This window comes from Dactylosporangium sp. CA-092794, assembly GCF_050948465.1.
GTDB lineage: Bacteria > Actinomycetota > Actinomycetes > Mycobacteriales > Micromonosporaceae > Dactylosporangium.
Genome location: NZ_CP192044.1, coordinates 12,558,035 through 12,574,445, shown reverse-complemented (window position 1 = coordinate 12,574,445; position 16,411 = coordinate 12,558,035). Strand labels below are relative to the sequence as shown.

The 16,411-nt window shown below is 68.6% G+C and carries 16 protein-coding genes; 9 read left to right on the top strand and 7 right to left on the bottom strand.

From position 1 onward, the window contains the following. Nucleotides 1–572: 572 nt before the first annotated feature. Together ACQPXD_RS54510 and ACQPXD_RS54505 are read left to right on the top strand one after the other, a co-directional pair. Nucleotides 573–992, top strand: coding sequence for a hypothetical protein (locus ACQPXD_RS54510; protein ID WP_432832828.1), 420 nt, complete (start codon nucleotides 573–575; stop codon nucleotides 990–992). An 89-nt stretch (nucleotides 993–1,081) separates the two neighbouring features. Beyond that, nucleotides 1,082–2,314, top strand: coding sequence for a hypothetical protein (locus tag ACQPXD_RS54505; protein ID WP_432832826.1), 1,233 nt, complete (start codon nucleotides 1,082–1,084; stop codon nucleotides 2,312–2,314). A gap of 145 nt (nucleotides 2,315–2,459) precedes the next feature. Here the strand turns inward: ACQPXD_RS54505 and ACQPXD_RS54500 are convergent, their stop codons facing one another. Further along, complete coding sequence (locus ACQPXD_RS54500) at nucleotides 2,460–2,789, bottom strand: hypothetical protein (RefSeq protein ID WP_432832824.1); 330 nt, start codon at nucleotides 2,787–2,789, stop codon at nucleotides 2,460–2,462. A gap of 267 nt (nucleotides 2,790–3,056) precedes the next feature. Here ACQPXD_RS54500 and ACQPXD_RS54495 point away from each other — a divergent pair, with 267 nt between their 5' ends. After that, nucleotides 3,057–4,505, top strand: a complete 1,449-nt coding sequence (locus ACQPXD_RS54495) for an MDR family MFS transporter (protein ID WP_432832822.1) — start codon at nucleotides 3,057–3,059, stop codon at nucleotides 4,503–4,505. Between the two features lie 325 nt (nucleotides 4,506–4,830). On the opposite strand, the gene ACQPXD_RS54490 is transcribed toward ACQPXD_RS54495, so the two are convergent. Then, a complete protein-coding gene (locus ACQPXD_RS54490; RefSeq protein ID WP_432832820.1) occupies nucleotides 4,831–6,423 on the bottom strand; it encodes a glycosyltransferase 87 family protein in 1,593 nt (530 codons plus the stop codon). 305 nt (nucleotides 6,424–6,728) lie between these two features. On the opposite strand from ACQPXD_RS54490, the gene ACQPXD_RS54485 reads away from it, so the two are divergent. Together ACQPXD_RS54485 and ACQPXD_RS54480 are read left to right on the top strand one after the other, a co-directional pair. Continuing rightward, nucleotides 6,729–6,899 carry a hypothetical protein gene (locus tag ACQPXD_RS54485; RefSeq protein WP_432832818.1) on the top strand — a complete coding sequence of 57 codons (171 nt, stop codon included), beginning with the start codon at nucleotides 6,729–6,731 and terminating at the stop codon, nucleotides 6,897–6,899. A 132-nt stretch (nucleotides 6,900–7,031) separates the two neighbouring features. Next, nucleotides 7,032–7,550, top strand: a complete 519-nt coding sequence (locus ACQPXD_RS54480) for a hypothetical protein (protein WP_432832817.1) — start codon at nucleotides 7,032–7,034, stop codon at nucleotides 7,548–7,550. A gap of 316 nt (nucleotides 7,551–7,866) precedes the next feature. On the opposite strand, the gene ACQPXD_RS54475 is transcribed toward ACQPXD_RS54480, so the two are convergent. Beyond that, on the bottom strand, nucleotides 7,867–8,532 hold the full coding sequence (locus ACQPXD_RS54475) for a TetR/AcrR family transcriptional regulator (RefSeq protein WP_432832815.1): 666 nt from the start codon (nucleotides 8,530–8,532) through the stop codon (nucleotides 7,867–7,869). Between the two features lie 90 nt (nucleotides 8,533–8,622). Here ACQPXD_RS54475 and ACQPXD_RS54470 point away from each other — a divergent pair, with 90 nt between their 5' ends. After that, nucleotides 8,623–9,066, top strand: coding sequence for a methyltransferase family protein (locus tag ACQPXD_RS54470; protein WP_432832813.1), 444 nt, complete (start codon nucleotides 8,623–8,625; stop codon nucleotides 9,064–9,066). A gap of 229 nt (nucleotides 9,067–9,295) precedes the next feature. Here ACQPXD_RS54470 and ACQPXD_RS54465 read toward each other — a convergent pair whose 3' ends face one another. Further along, complete coding sequence (locus ACQPXD_RS54465) at nucleotides 9,296–9,646, bottom strand: hypothetical protein (RefSeq protein ID WP_432832811.1); 351 nt, start codon at nucleotides 9,644–9,646, stop codon at nucleotides 9,296–9,298. Between the two features lie 796 nt (nucleotides 9,647–10,442). Here ACQPXD_RS54465 and ACQPXD_RS54460 point away from each other — a divergent pair. After that, nucleotides 10,443–11,282: a WD40 repeat domain-containing protein gene (locus tag ACQPXD_RS54460; protein WP_432832809.1), complete on the top strand. Its 840-nt coding sequence runs from the start codon at nucleotides 10,443–10,445 to the stop codon at nucleotides 11,280–11,282. A gap of 54 nt (nucleotides 11,283–11,336) precedes the next feature. Here ACQPXD_RS54460 and ACQPXD_RS54455 read toward each other — a convergent pair whose 3' ends face one another. Continuing rightward, nucleotides 11,337–11,981: a hypothetical protein gene (locus ACQPXD_RS54455; RefSeq protein WP_432832807.1), complete on the bottom strand. Its 645-nt coding sequence runs from the start codon at nucleotides 11,979–11,981 to the stop codon at nucleotides 11,337–11,339. A 147-nt stretch (nucleotides 11,982–12,128) separates the two neighbouring features. On the opposite strand from ACQPXD_RS54455, the gene ACQPXD_RS54450 reads away from it, so the two are divergent. Beyond that, entirely contained in the window at nucleotides 12,129–12,620 is a 492-nt protein-coding gene (locus ACQPXD_RS54450; RefSeq protein WP_432832805.1) for a hypothetical protein, read from the top strand. Nucleotides 12,621–12,700: 80 nt separating this feature from the next. Here ACQPXD_RS54450 and ACQPXD_RS54445 read toward each other — a convergent pair whose 3' ends face one another. Further along, nucleotides 12,701–13,693: an SDR family NAD(P)-dependent oxidoreductase gene (locus ACQPXD_RS54445; protein ID WP_432832803.1), complete on the bottom strand. Its 993-nt coding sequence runs from the start codon at nucleotides 13,691–13,693 to the stop codon at nucleotides 12,701–12,703. An 83-nt stretch (nucleotides 13,694–13,776) separates the two neighbouring features. Here ACQPXD_RS54445 and ACQPXD_RS54440 point away from each other — a divergent pair, with 83 nt between their 5' ends. Next, the gene (locus ACQPXD_RS54440) at nucleotides 13,777–14,436 is read left to right on the top strand and encodes a hypothetical protein (protein WP_432832801.1); all 660 of its coding nucleotides are present in this window, start codon (nucleotides 13,777–13,779) and stop codon (nucleotides 14,434–14,436) included. Between the two features lie 26 nt (nucleotides 14,437–14,462). Here the strand turns inward: ACQPXD_RS54440 and ACQPXD_RS54435 are convergent, their stop codons facing one another. Further along, nucleotides 14,463–16,406 carry a PQQ-binding-like beta-propeller repeat protein gene (locus ACQPXD_RS54435; RefSeq protein WP_432832799.1) on the bottom strand — a complete coding sequence of 648 codons (1,944 nt, stop codon included), beginning with the start codon at nucleotides 16,404–16,406 and terminating at the stop codon, nucleotides 14,463–14,465. Nucleotides 16,407–16,411: the final 5 nt, after the last annotated feature.

The window sequence follows — 16,411 nt, the reverse complement described above, 5'->3', positions numbered from 1 at the left end:
ACTACCTGATCGTCCCATCGGATGCACCTCCCCGCCGCGAAGCCGGACCTTAACGCTACCCAGGGTCGGGAAGGGCTGCGCAGAAGTACAGCAACCGACCGGACCGAGCCGGACGACGTCAAAGCGGAAACCGTTGTGTCGCAACAGTTTCCGCTTTGACGTACCGCATCGCCGTGACTGATCGTGGACTGCGGCCACGGGTCCAGCCACGTTGCCGTCCGGCGGCTCGCGGTCGTGCTGCCGAACTGCGCGAAGACGGCTGCTCGGCGTGGCCAAGCGGGAAGACGAAGTCATGGTCATGTGATCACATCTGCCGATGACAGTGCGTTGACCCTGATGGTGTTCGTCGCGCGGTTCCACGTCCGGCGCCGGCGTCCTGCCGCAGATCACGCAGACCGGCCCCGGCCAGTCCGATGATGAGCCGGACCCGCCCGGCGGCGGGCGCACGAGTTGGGGGTTTCGCAGGCCCCGGGACGGCCGTATGGCCAGGTCAGGGCGGCACGGATTCGGGAGTTGCCCGGTCCGGCGGGGGTCTACCGTGAGCTGAGGCACAGTAACCGAGGGGGGCCGCCATGACCGACGCCGACATTCCGTACGTCGTGGAGCACGACACCAACTACGACGGCCACGACGAGTGGCTCAGCGCCGACACGAACGCGGACGGGCGCGACGACGTGTACCAGTACGACCTCGACGGCGACGGCAACCTCGATAACCAGGCGTGGGACAGTAACCACGATGGCTACATCGACGCACGCGGATACGACCATGACCACGACGGGCGCCTGGAAGAGATCAAGTACGACACCGACAAGGACGGCAAGGCGGACCTGCTGCAGGTCGACAGCGACGGCGACGGCTACCTCGACCGGCTGTACACCGACGCCGACCACGACGGCAAGTACGACCGCGTCGACAACGTCCACGCCCCGGACCCCAAGATGACGCACTACACCGACCACTACACCAACGGCGCGCACTACAACGGCTAAGCCAAGCTTCGGGCGCTGTGCCCGAGGGCGCGGCGCCCGGCTGGCGTCTGTGCGAAGCTGGTCCCCCGCCCAAACGTCAGGAGCCGGCGATGGACGACGAGATTCAGCTGATCAGCGACGGCGACGGCCTGGCGGTCATCGGGCATCCGGCAGCGGTCGAGCGGTTCCTCGTCTCGGAGCGGTTGCCGGCCAAGGACCTCGGGCTGCACCGCCTCGGCTCGGTGCTCAACGCCGGCTCGGGTGTCGCGCAGGCGGGGTCGGAGATCGCCGCCAACTCGGGCCGGTGGGTACAGTTGACGCGGGAGTCCGCCCAGGCGGTCAGCAAGTACGGGCTGCGGGAGAGCTCGAAGTCGGGGCTCAGCACCGGGGTGCTCAAGGGCAGCAAGGGTCAGATCAAGGGCTTCGTCGAGTTCGCGGGCAAGGGTCCCGGGTCGTTACTCTCCAACCCGGCGGTGCTGGCCGGGGCCGCCGGGATCATGGCGCAGCTGGCCATGCAGCAGGCCATGGACGAGATCACCGACTACCTCGCGGTGATCGACGAGAAGGTCGACGACGTCCTGCGCGCGCAGAAGGACGCCGTGCTGGCCGACATGATCGGGGCGGACCTCGTGATCGAGGAGGCCATGACGATCCGGGCCGAGGTCGGGCGGGTGTCCGAGGTGACCTGGTCGAAGGTGCAGGCCACACCGGTGACGATCGGCAAGACCCAGGCGTACGCGCTGCGGCAGCTCGACGCGCTCGCCGAGAAGCTCGAGCACAAGGCGAACATCGGCGACCTCGCCAAGGCCGCCCGGGACGCCGAGACCAAGGTCCAGGAGTGGCTCGCCGTGCTGGCCCGCTGCTTCCAACTGCAAGACGCGATCGGCGTGCTCGAGCTCGACCGGGTGCTGGACGCGGCCCCGGAAGAGCTCGACCGGCACCGTCTCGGCCTCAAAACCGCCCGGCAGAATCGGCTCGAGCTCATCGCCCGCAGCACCGAGCGGCTGCTGGCCCGCATGGACGCGGCCGCCGGTACGGCCAACAGCCGGGTGCTGCTCCACCCGGCCAAGGCCCCGGCCGTGGTGCAGTCGAGCAACCATGTCTCCACCGCGGTCGTGGAGTTCCACGGCCGGCTCGGGATCGAGGGCGATCGGCAGTCCGCGGAGGCCCGGCGCTGGGCGGAGGCGGCGAAGGAGGCGCGGGACAAGGCCCTGGAGACCGGCGCGGACCGCGTCGACGCCGCCCGCCGTGTCGGCGCCGAGACGTTCGACCGGGCCAAGTCGGCGACGGGCAAGCTCGCAGAACGGGCGCTGCGCCGACGCAGGGACGGCGAGGACGACTGACCGTCAGAGCTGGCGCAGATCGAGACCGATGGCGAGCTCAAGGCGATCCCGACGGTCGTGTGCACCACCTCGGGCGCGATAGCGACGTGACCCTACGGTACGACGCGTACGTCACCGAACCGCTGGCGTTTCCACTGCGGCAGGCCTATCGCAGGTGGGGCGGCAGGTAGGTGCCGGGAGTTTGGCCGGTGACCCGGCGGAACGCGGCCGGACGGCTGTGGTCGCCGGGAGCGATCTGGTGCAGGTGGGTGATGATCTCGCCCAGCAGCGACCCGACGGTGAAGCAGGTGGGCTCGGTCCACGTGATGGGGCAGCGGTCGGCGGCGAAGGTGATGGTCAACATCTCGCCCGCGTGCAGGACGGCGCCGGCGTGTTCGATGCCGCCGGGTACCCAGAGCCCGTAGCCGGGCGGGATGAGCCAGTCACGACGGGCGATGGTCCCCATCAGCGTCGCGGTCGAACTCCACGTGAGCATCGGTTCAGGGTGCGAGTGCAGATGCAGCAGTTCGTGGTCCTGGGCGATGTCGCGGTCAACGCTCAGGACGGGCGAGACCGCCGGTCCCGCCGTCCTCGAGGTCGCTCCCGCGCGCCCCCCGTCCGTGGTACCCGTTGGCCGGGACGTCTTCGGCGAACCGCTCGCGGTCCGCCCCGCCAGGTTGGCCGGTTTGGGGTATCGATTGGCCTCTGCCCGCACTGCCGCCAGCATAACTTAGGTATGCCTAACTTAAGGAGTGCGTGGCTGATGAATGACGTGATGATCGAGGCCGGCCCCACTGGGCCGTTCTCGCCTGGTCTACGCCGATCGGTGGGGGTGGTGATGATCGGCGCGTCGCTGTCGTTTCTGGACTCGACGATCGTCAACGTCGCCCTGCACACCCTCTCGGCCGACTTGGACGCCGGGCTGGGGACGGTGCAGTGGGTGGTGACCGCCTACCTCCTCGCGCTCGCGGCGGTCATCCCCGTAACCGGGTGGGCGGCCCGCCGGTTCGGCGCCGCCCGGCTGTATGTCGCCGCGCTGGCGGTGTTCACCGCCGGGTCGGTGCTGTGCGCGTGCTCGCAGAGCGTGGGGATGCTGATCGCCGCCCGGGTGCTGCAGGGCGTCGGTGGCGGGGCGATCATGCCGGTCGGCACCATGATCTGGACCGCGCAGTCGTCCAAGGCGCAGATGGGGCGGGTGATGGCCCTGATTGCGGTGCCGATCGTGCTCGCCCCGACCCTCGGCCCCGCGATCGGTGGTCTGCTCATCCAGGGCATCGACTGGCGGGCGATCTTCTGGCTCAACGTTCCCTTCGGCGTGGTCGGTATCGTGCTCGCTCTGTGGCTCCTGCCCCTGGGAAAGGGACGCGATGCGGGCCGGCTGGATGTGATCGGCCTGATCCTGGCCTCCGCCGGGGTCGTGGGTATCACCTACGGCCTGGCGGAGCTGGGCGTCGCGGCTGGGCTGGATCCGGCTGCCATCGTTGCGCTGCTGGCCGGGCTGGCCGCCCTGGCCGGCTTCGTCGTGCACGCGCTGCGGGCGAAGCGGCCGTTGCTCGACCTCCGGCTGTACGCCAGCCGGGAGTTCACCGCCGCCTCGGTCGCCCAGTTCACACTCGGCGCCGCGAATTTCGGCGGGATGATCCTCATGCCTTTGTACTTCCAGATCGTCCGCGGCGAGGACGTGATCCTCGCCGGGCTCCTGCTCGCACCGACCGGGCTGGGCGCGCTGCTCGCGGCGCCGTTCACCGACCGCTTCGGTGCCGGGATCACCTCCTTCACGGGCGCCGCCATCTTGGTGGCCTCGACCATCCCGTTCGTCTTCCTGACCGCCACCACCCCCTACGCCCTGCTGTGCCTCGTCATGGTCATCCGGGGTGTCGGGTTCGGCCTGTCGATCATCCCGGCAATGACCGCCGCCTACCAGGCCCTGCCACCGGACAAGATCCCCGACGCCACCCCGCAGCTCAACGTCCTCCAACGCGTTGGTGGCGCGATCGGTACTGCCGTGCTCACCGTCGTCCTCACCGACCAGCTCCGCCACCAAGCCACGCCCGCCGGGCAGGCCGGTGGATTCGGGACCACGTTCGTGTGGGTGCTGGCGATCGCGATCGCCGCCGCCGTGCCCACGATCCTGCTCGCCCACACCGAACACCAGGCCCGCCTCCGCGCCAACGCGTCCAAGCTGGACGAGGCCGCCGATGCCGGCCACTGACACAGCTCACCGCAACGCATCAGGGGGTGTCATGTTCAACCACGCGCCGGCTGACTATGTGTGCCCGTTCTGCCGGCTCGTGGCGGGTGGTGAAGACGAACACCGAAAGCAGCATGACGTCGTGAGGCGCAACGAGTTGGCCACCACGTTCGTCTCGCCGCGGTAGTGGCCGAAGAATCACGGTCACGTGATGGTCGTGAACGGGGTTTCGAGGCTCGGCCCGGCGGCCGGCCCGGACGATGCGGCATCGACGGCGCGCCGCGCGGAGCCCGTCAGCGGAGGCGGCGACGAGCAGATCGATGAGTCCTCCGTCGGCGACCCGAGACTACTTCCACAGGTTGCGGGGTGGGTTCTCCAGCAGGCGTCCGTTCGCGTCGTACTCAAGGAACTGGCCATACACGAGGTTCTCGCCACTGAAACAGAACACTCGCTGACCGTCGCCCAAGTCCATGATGGGCACAAAGTGGATTGGAGCTCCAGGGGCGGTACGCATCCCGAGCCGGGCCACCTGGGCACTGACCCACCCGTTGACGACGGCGCGCCGGCCGTCAGATCCGATGCTGTAGTTGAGCAGCAACCGGCCGCCCCAACTCATGTCGCACGGGTCGGCACCGCAGGTCACGGTGGTGTAGGAGAACTCTGCCCGGGTCTCGTCCAGCGAGAACATGTGCAGGTGCGGATCGCTGCTGGCCGGTAGCGGCAGCACCGCGAACACGAGTACACCAGCAACGACCAAACCTGCCGTTCGAGTCACGGCCACGCGACGGGCGACCGGCACGGGATCGCTGCGCCGGTGCCGCACGACGGCGCCGAATCCGATACAGCACACCAACACAGTGCCGAGCCCCCGGGCGTTGTCGAACAGGTACTGCAGTCCCGGCGTCGGCACCAGCTCGAACGCGACGTTGCCCAGATTCAACGTCATGGCCACGACCAGGAAGACGCCGAATGCCCACCGGCCGCCAGCGGCAGAGGCGATCAGCAGCATGCCGGCCAGCACGGTCCAGATCTGGTGATGCGTCCACGAGACCGGGGACGCCGCGATGGTGGCACAACCGACCAGCACCGCCGCGTGGACAGCATGGCCCTGGCCGGCGAGCCGCCTGGCCTGCCACAACGCCAGTCCGCAGATCACCACGACCAACCCCGCCCAGATCAGGGGCCTGTCCTGCTGGTCCACGCCGGCCCGGACCAGCAGCGCGTTCAACGACTGGTTGCCCAACGAGGCCAGGTCACCGATCCGGGACGTGGTCAACATCGTGCGGGTCCAGAACTGCCAGCTGTCCGCCGGGAGGACCACCGCGGCGAGCAATCCGGCACCGACGAACGCCGCCATAGCCCGCACGGCGTCCCGGCGCCGACCGATCAGTACCAGATAGACCACGAACAACAGCGGTGTGAGCTTGACCGCCGCCGCCACGCCGATCAGGATTCCCCGCCACCGCGGTGGGAGGAGTTCCAGCGCGTCCACCAGCGCCAGCAGCACCACGAACACGGAGACCTGACCGAACCGCAGGTCGCTTTGCACCGGGGCCGACAGGATCAGTACCAATGCGGTCGCCGCGGCGAACAGGCCGCGACGCTCGCCGTTGTCGCGCCGGCGGCTCACCACCACAGCGATTCCCGCGACCGCGGCGCAGACGGCGCACAACCACGCGACCTGGACCACCGGCTCCGGCAGCCAACCGAACGGCCAGAACACCAGCGCGGCAAACGGCGGGTACGTGAACGGATCCCCGTTCGCGGCGGCGTACTCATACAGCGGATGACCGGCCTGGGCCCACCGCACCGCCTCCCGATACACCTGCAGATCGGCGAGGCGATCAAACGCCGGACGACGCAACACCAACACGCTGGACAACACCGCTACGGCCGCAAAGGCCGACCACAGCCCGCGCACACTCCAACGCTCAACCACCGCCGCAGCCTAGCCATTTTACCCGGGTGTTCAAGGCCGAGTACGGCGCGAGCCCGGCCGCGTTCCGGCTCCAACAGGTCGCGATAACCCTGCCCTCGCTACCGTTACCGGCACTTGATTGTGAACGGCGCAAACCGCGGGTCAGCCGGGCGTGGCATGGTGGCTCGGATGCTCGGGCGTTGACGCATGATCGAGCAATGTTGACGCGGACCGTCAATCACTGGCGCGTGTGGTCAATGACCTCAACGAAGGCGGGTCCATATGGTGTCACTGCATGGACATTCCCAGCCGGGAGGTAGTACGCGATGAGCAACATTATGAACTCGGCGGGATCGGCCCGAACACTGTCCTCCGTCTGGATCTACAGCTCTGGCGTCGCATCGGTCTACTGCTCGCCGAGTGGATATGCGTGGTCCTCCTACTACCTCACCATCCAGTTCGGCGACGGCACCACCTACACATCACCTCTGCTGTAGACGTGCGCGTGGAAGGCCGCAAATACTTCTTATTCGTTCGACCGCGATCGTGACGATCGGGTCAAGGCTGATTGGACCACTGTGTCGCAATATCTCCGTACGAGAACGTTTGCGCTACTCGCCGTCGGCGCCGTGCTCGTCGCCTTCGCGGTGCCCACGCCCGCCGCGGCCGCCCCCGTCGGCTCGTTCACCAGGCAGGCCTTGTATGCCGGGTTGAGCCGCATCCAGGCCAACGAGTTGCAGGGAAAGATCGACAACTACATCCAGACGTACGGCGGTCGCCAGATCTCCGCCAATCAGGTGGAGTTCGACGGCGGTCTGTACACCGCCACCGTTCCGGGTGAGCTGGCCGTGCGGAACCTGTCAGCCGCCGCGGCGGTGGATAATTGCACCTACGCGGCTCCCCTCTACTCCGGATGGTTCTGCGCTTACCGCGCGGCCGGCTACCAAGGCGACATACTCCAGTGGTACAACTGCGGTCGCTACAATATGCCGTGGGGCGGCACCGGCTCCTGGATCAACAACCAGACGCAGGGCACGCCGGCTTACCTACTGAATCAGAACCTCAGCGTGGTCAACCAGAGCTTCGCCTACGCTGCCAATCTGTCGTTCAACTGGACGCCGGTGTGGTACGTCGATGTGTGTTACTAGTTGCTTCGACCTGAGGCACGTCCAGAACGCGGAGGGGAGCCCGAAGGGAGTGTAAGGCTCGCTGGATACGGTGCTGTGTAGGAGATCAAGCGCCCGAGACAGCTGCCGCCCAAGGCCGGATTGGATCACGCAACTCGTGACCGACATGCGAGCCGACACGCTGCATACGGACACTTTCACGGCCGACCGCCTCACTGTGCTCGACGAGCTCAGCCCGACCTGGCGCCACCGCTGAACCACGGGTCATGCATGGCAGTCTTTCCTGCCCCAACGGGTCGCATCGTTGTGCGACATTACGACGAGCGGGTTGTCCAGCTCACTGACGTGTCGATGTCGGCGTTCCTGAGGTGGTGAGGAGCGCTGCGGCGACTGTGTCGACGTACCAGCGCCGGAAATGCTCCACCGGCCAGCCGCGCTGGCGTACCAGCCAGTCATAGTTGTGCACGTCCATAGCCAGCCACAGCACGTCGGCGGCGGTGTCGACGGTGTGTTCCGGCCGTAGCTGGCCGGTTGCGGCCAGGTCGGCGGCGAACATGGTCATGCCGATGCGGCGCTCGTCGTGGTTCTTGCGCCAGATCGCCGCCGCCTCGGGATCGGCGGTCGCGGCGGCGGCGAGGGCGAGCATCACCTGGGCCATCCGGGCGTGGGTGTCGGCGAGGTGCCGGGCATACCGTTCGAGCATCGCGCGGGCGTCGGTCAGCGCCCTGATGTCCGCCACGAACTGGCGCTCGGGCAGCGCCACCGGCTCGTCGTCGCCGGCGACCGTGACGTCGACCAGCGCGGAGAGCAGCGCCTGCTTGCTGCCGAAGACCTTGTACACGGTCTGGATGGCGACGCCCGCCTCGGCCGCGACGGCGGTCAGTGGTGTGGCCGCGTAGCCGGGGTCGACGAACAGGGCCGCGGCTGCGTTGAGGATCGCCCGGCGTGTCTGCCGGGCCTGCTCCTGTCGGTGTGCCGACTCGTACCGCCTCTTGACAGCCATCGCACGAGTGTAGTGCTCTATTGGTTAGAGTGTGACTCTACCTAAGGAGCTGCGATGGCGGCCAATACAGAGGCAAAGCACGGCGCTCGGGTGATCTTTATACCCCCGCCGGCGTACTACGCGGCCGGCCTGGCAGGCGGCATGGCGATCAACGGCGTGGTCGCGCTCCCGCTCGGCGGCCGTCCGGCGACCACGGTCGCCGGGGCGGTGCTCACCGTCCTCGGGCTGACGCTGGCCTTCGCCGGCGTCGCCGCCGTGATCCGGCACCGCACCACGATCGTGCCGCACCACCCGGTCGCCACCCTGCTGACCGGCGGCGCCTACCGGCTGTCCCGAAACCCGATGTACACCGGCCTTGCCATCATCTATCTCGGCCTAGCGTTGCTCTTCGATTCCTGGTGGCCGCTGGTGCTGTGGCCGCTGGTCGTCATCGCCGTGCGCCAACTGGTCATCCGCCCCGAAGAGCACTACCTCACCCAGCGATTCGGCCCGACCTACAGCGACTACCAGTCCCGTGCGCGCCGATGGCTCTAGCCGCACGTAGCCGCCCGGCCCCGCACCAACCACGTGATCACGAGCAGTCAGCGCCGGGGGCTCCTTCGTCTGCGGCGACCGGCACCCGGGTCCGCGAACCGGGTCAACATCGTCGCGCGAGCCGTGCACCGACGAGGTGCTCGCACGGTTCCGAGATGGGCCAGGCGCCGTGCGCTACGAGGCCATCATGACCATCGCCGCCATCAAGGAATGGCTGTGACCAGCACGTCTAGCCGTGAGGATCGATGGAGTTGCGTTCGGGATGGCGGCGAAACATGGTCAGCGAAAACAGCGGTCTGGACTTCACCATGGTGATGGCGGCAACGGCGACGGCCAGAAGAAGCAACAAGCCGCGGATGACCGAGGACCAAAGGCCCAGCCGGACACCGAGGTAGCCGATGACCTGGAGCAGGAAGAATCCGCTGAAGAGGATGAGGGCCACGCCGTACTTCCGGATCTGCCCAGGCTCCGTGACGCGGCCGCCCGGGACCTTACCCGTGACTAGGACATGGGAACCGAGGCAGAGTTCTCCCAGGCCCATGATCGCCATAACGACGTTCACCCCGTCCATGATGTCCACACCGAAACGCTACCCGGCACCAACAAACAAAGAGCCGCACCTGCAGCGATGCCATCGAGCTGCGCAGCCGGTCATCGATCACGTCCGCTGGTGTGGTGTATGGCGGCCAGCGCCTGACCATGCTGGTTGATGCCCGGCGCCCGGCGCAGGCTGGGCGTCGGTGGCCACCGGCGGGGCACGAGCTGTCATCGGCGCCGGCCCCTGGTGCGGGTGCCGCGCCAGGCGGGCGCAACCTGCGATCCGCGCGGCCGGGCCGGACGTATGTCTCCGTGATCATGCTGCCCGCGGTGGCCGCGCACCGGGTTTGGCATGATCCCGGAGACTTCTGGTACACGGGGGTACATCAGTACTCCGTGATCATGAAAAACCGTTGGTGTCGACGCGGGCTGTGCATGATCACGGAGACTTCCGGTCCCTGCACCGCGCTGCGCGGGTGCAGCACCCAGCCGTTTGGGACGAGATCGCGCCGCGGCGTTGGGGCGGGCGGGGGCGCCGCTGGGTCGTCGGCGGGCATTGCGACCGGCGGCACCGGTTCCCGGGCGGCGCGGGCCGGTGCCGCGGTGCGGGCGGAGCGCGGGGCTGCGGGCGGAGCACGGGGCTGCGGGCCGGCACCCCCGGACCGCACCGCGACGTTGACGGACGTGCTGGACTCGGCTGTCCAGGAGTAACGCAGAACTCGACGCGTGGTGGACGCCGCGCATGCAGGCTGCCATTGTCAACGGCCATGGATTACGCACGTACGATGGGGCCCCATTCGGGCCTGAAGCATCTGGTATCCGTCCATACGCCGAACGGCATGAGGCTCATCTCGGCCAGCGATCAAGACGTCCGATTCTGGGACCTTGCCACTGGCGCAGAATTGACTCGATCAAGCCGCTACCCAGGCATTAACGGAATAGCCGCCTTTACGGTAGGCGAACGGGTTGTTGTCGCCATCGCAACGGAACGCGGGCTGTCCTGGTGGGATCCTGACGTCACCGAAGCGCCATATCCCGACTCGAACGTCGGCACCCTCTGGGGAGTCACCATAGCTAGTATTTCCGGGCAGCCAGCAGGAGTGTTCGGAGCTGCTCAATTGGACCCGTACCCGGTGTGCCGCTGGGATCCACGTTCCGGCCGGCCCCAGGACCCCATCGGACATCACTCCGAATGTGTCAAGGACGTCACGGCAGGCATCGTCTTGAATAGGCCAATTGTCGTGTCTGGAGACGATGGGGGACTGGTGCGCCGATGGGATCTGCTGGCTGGATCGGAGTTCGGGCGTCCGCTCGGAGGGCCCGAACCCGTTTTTTCCCTCGCGTTGCTTTCGACCGTAAATGACGGGGCCATTATCGTATCCGCGGATCGCGCGTCCATCATTCAGCGCTGGGATGCCATCACCGGAGAGCGAATTGGCACCCAGTACGGGGCTCACGATGGTGGAATCATAGCTCTGGCAGCGATCCCGCTGCCCGATGGCCCTCAACTATTGTCGACCGGTTTTGACGGCGTAGTGCGGCGCTGGGATGGCGAAACTGGGGCCCTGGTCGATGCGGTTGGGAACGGATACGCTGCCACGGCGATAACAAGTGACGATGCTGTGCTCGTGGCGTTTGGAGATGACCAAATATCGGTACGCGAAATTGATCAAAGCTAGATTTCCGTTCCGGCGCGGACCTCGCCCCCGGGCGGGAGCAGCCGACCGGCCCGGTCACGCTGACCTTGATCGCATGAGCCGCTTCGGGCGCGGCGCGCCCCAAGCCGCAACGACCAGCAGGACCGCGGTGACCGCCCCGCTCACGCGGGTCGTCCAGCGTGCCTCGACCAGCATCCCCTCCGGGTCCGTCCGCGGCAGGGTGCGGTTCTCCGGATCGACGACGACGCTCACCTGCTCGCCCACCTCCAAGCGGCCGTCCGGGTTGAGCTCGCCCGGTATCTCGGTCCCGTCGAGCCGGCGGATCGTGTAGCTGTAGATGGGCAAGGTCTCCTGCGTGGAGAACTCGTGCTCCTCGACCACGACGGCGTCGATCCGCACACCGTGTTCGACCAGCGGCCGGAGTTCCAGCACCTCGCCCAGCTGGGCCAGGTAAAAAATCGCCAAAAAGGTGGCGAGCAGACCGCACACGCCGAAAACGACGCCCTGGCGCGCCGGCCACCGGTATTCGAGGTAAATGATCAGGCCCGCCCCCGCGAACATCGTGAGGGTAGTCCCGCCGATCGCCCACACCGTGGTGACCCACGCCCGGGCGCGCCAGAGGAATCCGATGTAGGCGACCAGCGTGTCCAGTCCGAGCACGACCAGGACCAGGACGACCCAAACCGTGAAGACATAGGCGGCCGTGATGATGGGGCGCACACCACAATGGTCGGGCCGGCCGTACACATTGAAAAGGTCCTCATCGCTACGGCGCGGTGAAGCACTCGCGCAGCGCCTCGGCGACGACGAGAGGCAGCTGAGCCTTGCCGATGCTGCCCGCGCGGTCGATGCGGGTAGGCTCTTGCGATGCGGCGGGCCGGGGCATCGATCGTTCTCTTGCTGACTCTCGTCGCGGGCTGCGGCGACCCGGTCCAGCAGTCCGGTGCGACGCCGTGGAAGATCCCGATCAGCCCGGCCGCGGGCGAACGGTGGCCGGGAAAGATTGCGATCGACCGGGCGACCGGCAAGATTTCGGCGCCGGGTTTCAACGATCTGATCGACCGGTCGTCCCCGGGCTGGGCGGGAGCACCGGACACGGCCGCGGCGGAACTGCTGGGCCTCAACGGCCCGTTCGACGGCCGACCGAAGATCTCCATGCTGCAGGGAACCGAGCAGGACCAGGCCGTCGTCACCGCGACCATCACCAATCTCGGAGACGACTCAGTCGATGCCGAGCGGTACCGCGTCGTGTTCACCGGCGGCCAAGACAGCCGGTACCGGTTCGCCTCGGGCGAGCGGACCTTCAAATGCCGATCCGGCCGCGGGCATCAGGACTTCGACGTCAGTACCTGCTCCTAAGAGATGTACGAGTAGTCATCGCAAGGCGGGCGGTGTCCAAGATGACGAACGTGCGCACATTCGACGTCCTCGACCCGTTGTCAGTGAGCCCTGGGCCCGGCGGTCATCTCCAGGCTGTCGTTCCAGAGGTCTTCGGCGCGAACGGTGTCGTAGGACTCCTCCGAGGAGCGGATGGCCGTGCGTCCGTCGAAGTACTTGCCGGTGGTGCCGGCCAGCTCAGGGGAGGTCGCGAGCCAGGCGAGCGCGCCGCCTGAATCCTCGGCGCTGTGGATGTTGGGCGACAGCACTCGGCGCAGCAGCCAGGTCAGGTGGGGCAGGACGTGCTCGGCGACGAACCGGGCCGGTGCGGGTAGCGATCGCCCCAGGTTCGTTCCCAGGACCATGCCGGGGTTGAAGGCGTTGGCGGTGATCCCGGCGGGCAGGCGGCGGGCCAGGGCGTAGGTGAAGTAGATGTTGGCCAGCTTGGAGGTGCTGTAGCGGCGCTGGCCGGTCACGAGGGCATTGCCTCCTGCGGCCGAGGGCGCGAACTCGCCGCGGGCCAGGGCTCGCGCATCGCTCCATGCGGGAGCGGGTCCGAGCTTCAGCGCCGGGTCGTGGGTGTCGCTGGAGACCACGACCACGCGTGAGGGCGCCTGCATGATCGGCAGCAGTTCGTTGACCAGGACGAAGTGGCCCAGGTGGTTGACGCCGAACGTGGTCTCGAAGCCGTCGGTGGTCCGGGTCAGGGTGGTACCGGACTGCACGCCCGCGTTGCACACCAGAGCGTGCACCGGGGGGATCGTGCCCGACGTCACGCGGCCGGTCAGGTCTGCGGCGAACGTCCGGACCGAGGCGAGGGAGCCGAGGTCCAGCACCATCGCCTCCACCGTGTGGCCCGCGCGGGCGCCGGCGGCGAGCTTGTCGACGGCCTCCTGCGTCCGGCCGGCATTCCTGCTGGCCACCACGACGTGCCACGGCCCGTCGTGCGAGCCGAGGATCGCCGTGGCGGCGGCGTACCCAATGCCGCTGTTGCCGCCGGTAACAACAATCGTCCGGGCTTCGCCCGTGGCTGGATTCGGCGTGTTGGTCGTCATGCCACGACGATGGCGCCGCAACGGCCCGGACCCCCAGGGATGGCAACTTGTTGCCGACCGGGGTACCAGGCAAAATCGAGGTCATGCGGGCCACCGAGGCGGTCACCATCGTGCGCGGCGAGCAGGAACTGCTCCGACGGACGGCGCACCTGTTCGCGACCGCGACCGACGTTGCCTGCGCGGCCAACGACCTCGCCACGTGGGCGCGGTCACGCGCGACGGACGAGTTCGCCGCCGCGCTGCGGGCACGTCGAGCGGGCAGCGCCCGCATCCGCAAGATCTACCGGTCCAGCGTGCTGCTCGATCCGGTGTCGGCGCGGGGGCTGGCCGACGATCGCGACCACTACGGCATGCACATCCGCATCGCGACCGAGGAGATCAACGAGACGATCGTCCTCGACAACAAGCTCGTGATCCTGGCCGGTGACCTCAGCGCGGGTCAGCGCGGCTACAGCGTGATCACCCAGCCCGAGACGGTGCAGGGGGTCGCCTCACTGTTCGATGCCGCCTGGCGATCGGCCACGGAGTTGGCCGTCTACGACGCGCAGATCGCCGAGATCCGTCAGCTCGCTCCCCAGGTGCTGGACCTGCTCAGCCAGGGGTGCAAGGACGAGACAGCGGCCCGGGCGCTCGGCCTCGGCGTGCGCACCTACCGCCGCCGGGTGGCCGAGCTGATGGCCGCCCTGGGCGCCCAGTCGCGGTTCCAGGCCGGCGCACGAGCACGAGAGCTCGGCCTCGTCTAGAAACCGCAACTGCCGGCGTCGTAGTCCTACCGGTCGCGGCCGGTCGCCTTGTCGACCGCGTAGACGCTGCCGTCCCAGCCGCCGAAGTACACCAGACCGCCGTGCACCGCGGCCGTGCTGTTGACGGTGCTGCCGGTCCGGAAGCGCCAGCGCAGCGCACCGCTGGCCAGATCCAGGGCCAGGAAGTCCTTGGTGCCGCTGCCGATGTAGACGGTGTCGCCGTCGATGACCGGCGAGGAGTTGATGCCGGTGCCGTAGTTCTCGTGCGGGCTCGTGCGGTACTTCCATCGGATCGCACCGGTGGCGGTTTCCACGCCGTACACCTCGAAGTCGACGGTCCCCACGACCGCGATGCCGCTGGCGACCGCCACCTGGGATCTGCCGTCGCCGCCGCCACCACCGGACGTCAGGATCTTGTGGCGTACCGCGCCGGTACGGGCGTCCAGCGCCACGAGGTCGCCGATGCGGTTGCCGATCCAGGCGAGGTCCCCGGCGCCGACCGGTGCGGCGCCGAGGTACTGGCCGAGGTCGTAGCCCCACAGCTTCGTGCCCGTGCGCGCGTCCAGGCAGACGGCCTCCGGCGTCAGGCCGACCAGGACCGTGCCGTTGTGGACGGTCGCGGTGCGTGACACGCTTGCCGGGTTCCGGCACCGCCAGGCGACCTCCCGGGTGGCCAGGTCGACGGCGATGACGGTATTCCCGCCGACCACGTAGGCGCGTTCGGCGTCGGCGGTGACGTTCGCCCACTCGAAGTCGCCGATGCCGAACCCGGTGTCGCCGGTCGCCCACACCGACGACCCGGTCGCCGGGTCGAGCGCGTGGAGCCTGCCGTCCATGCAGACCAGCAGGGCACCGTCCACAATGGTGTAGTAGTCGCTGAGTCGCTCCGCGGCGCGGTCCCACCGTTTGGCGCCGGTCGCGAGGTCCAGCGCGTACAAGCGGCTGTCGTCATACGAGGTGGCGGCGATGACGACGCCGGCCTCCGGCACGACCAGCAGCTGCCCGTCGAGGCCGTCGCCGGTGTCGTAGCGCCAGCGCGCCGTGTCGCGGGCGGGCTCGCGGGTCCCGCGCGTGATGCCGGCCGCCGCGGCACCGGCGACGGCGAGCACCGCACCGGCCGCCATGAGGACGTGCCGTCGCTTGACGGTCGCCTTCGCCGGCACGTCAGGGTCGGGTTCGACCGGCACCGGCCGGGTCGTGACCTCGGTGCGGACGAACGGGCGGACCGCGGACCGTTCGTCCGGCGACCGCCACAGGATGCGGGCCTCGCGGGTCAGGGCCTCCCGCGCCGACCGCAGCGCGGCGACCGTGACCGGATGCGGCAGCCACCCGTCGAACGTCTCGACCGGGGTGTACGGCCACTTCCCGATCTGCGGCGGCCGGGCTCCGTCGCGGATCGCGGCGAGTCCGGGCGGCAGCAGGTCGACGCCGCCCGCCGCGTACGCCAGCACCGCGCGGAGCGCGGCCGGGTCGTCGGCGGTGCCGGTCGACAGGGCGGTGCCCACGTCGAGCAGCCGCGGCCCGTCCTCGGTGAGCAGCACATTGGACGGTTTGAGCGCGCCGTGCGCCGCCGCCCGGCCGTGCAGCCACCGCAGCGGACGCAGCAGCCCGTCGGCGAGCAGCGCGACCGCCGGCGCCGGCAGCGGGCCGAACCGCGAGACCGCGTCCTGCAGCGTCAACCCCGGCTCGAAGGCGGTCGCCACCCACGCCGGCCACGCGGTGACGTCGTGCTTCAGCAGCCGTGGGAGGAGCGTGCCGGTGGCGTCGGCCGGGCGGTCGTTGATGCTGTCGAGCAACCGCAGCCGCAGGTTCTCGTCGTTCGCATGCGCGGGCCGGACCACCTTCACCACGACCGCGCTGCCCCGCGCCGACCGTCCGAGGTAGACGATGGCGAGCGGGCTCGTGCCGAGGCGGCCGGCGATCTGGTACGGCCCGACCCGGCCGGGATCGTCTGCGGCGGCGGCGTCCACAGTGG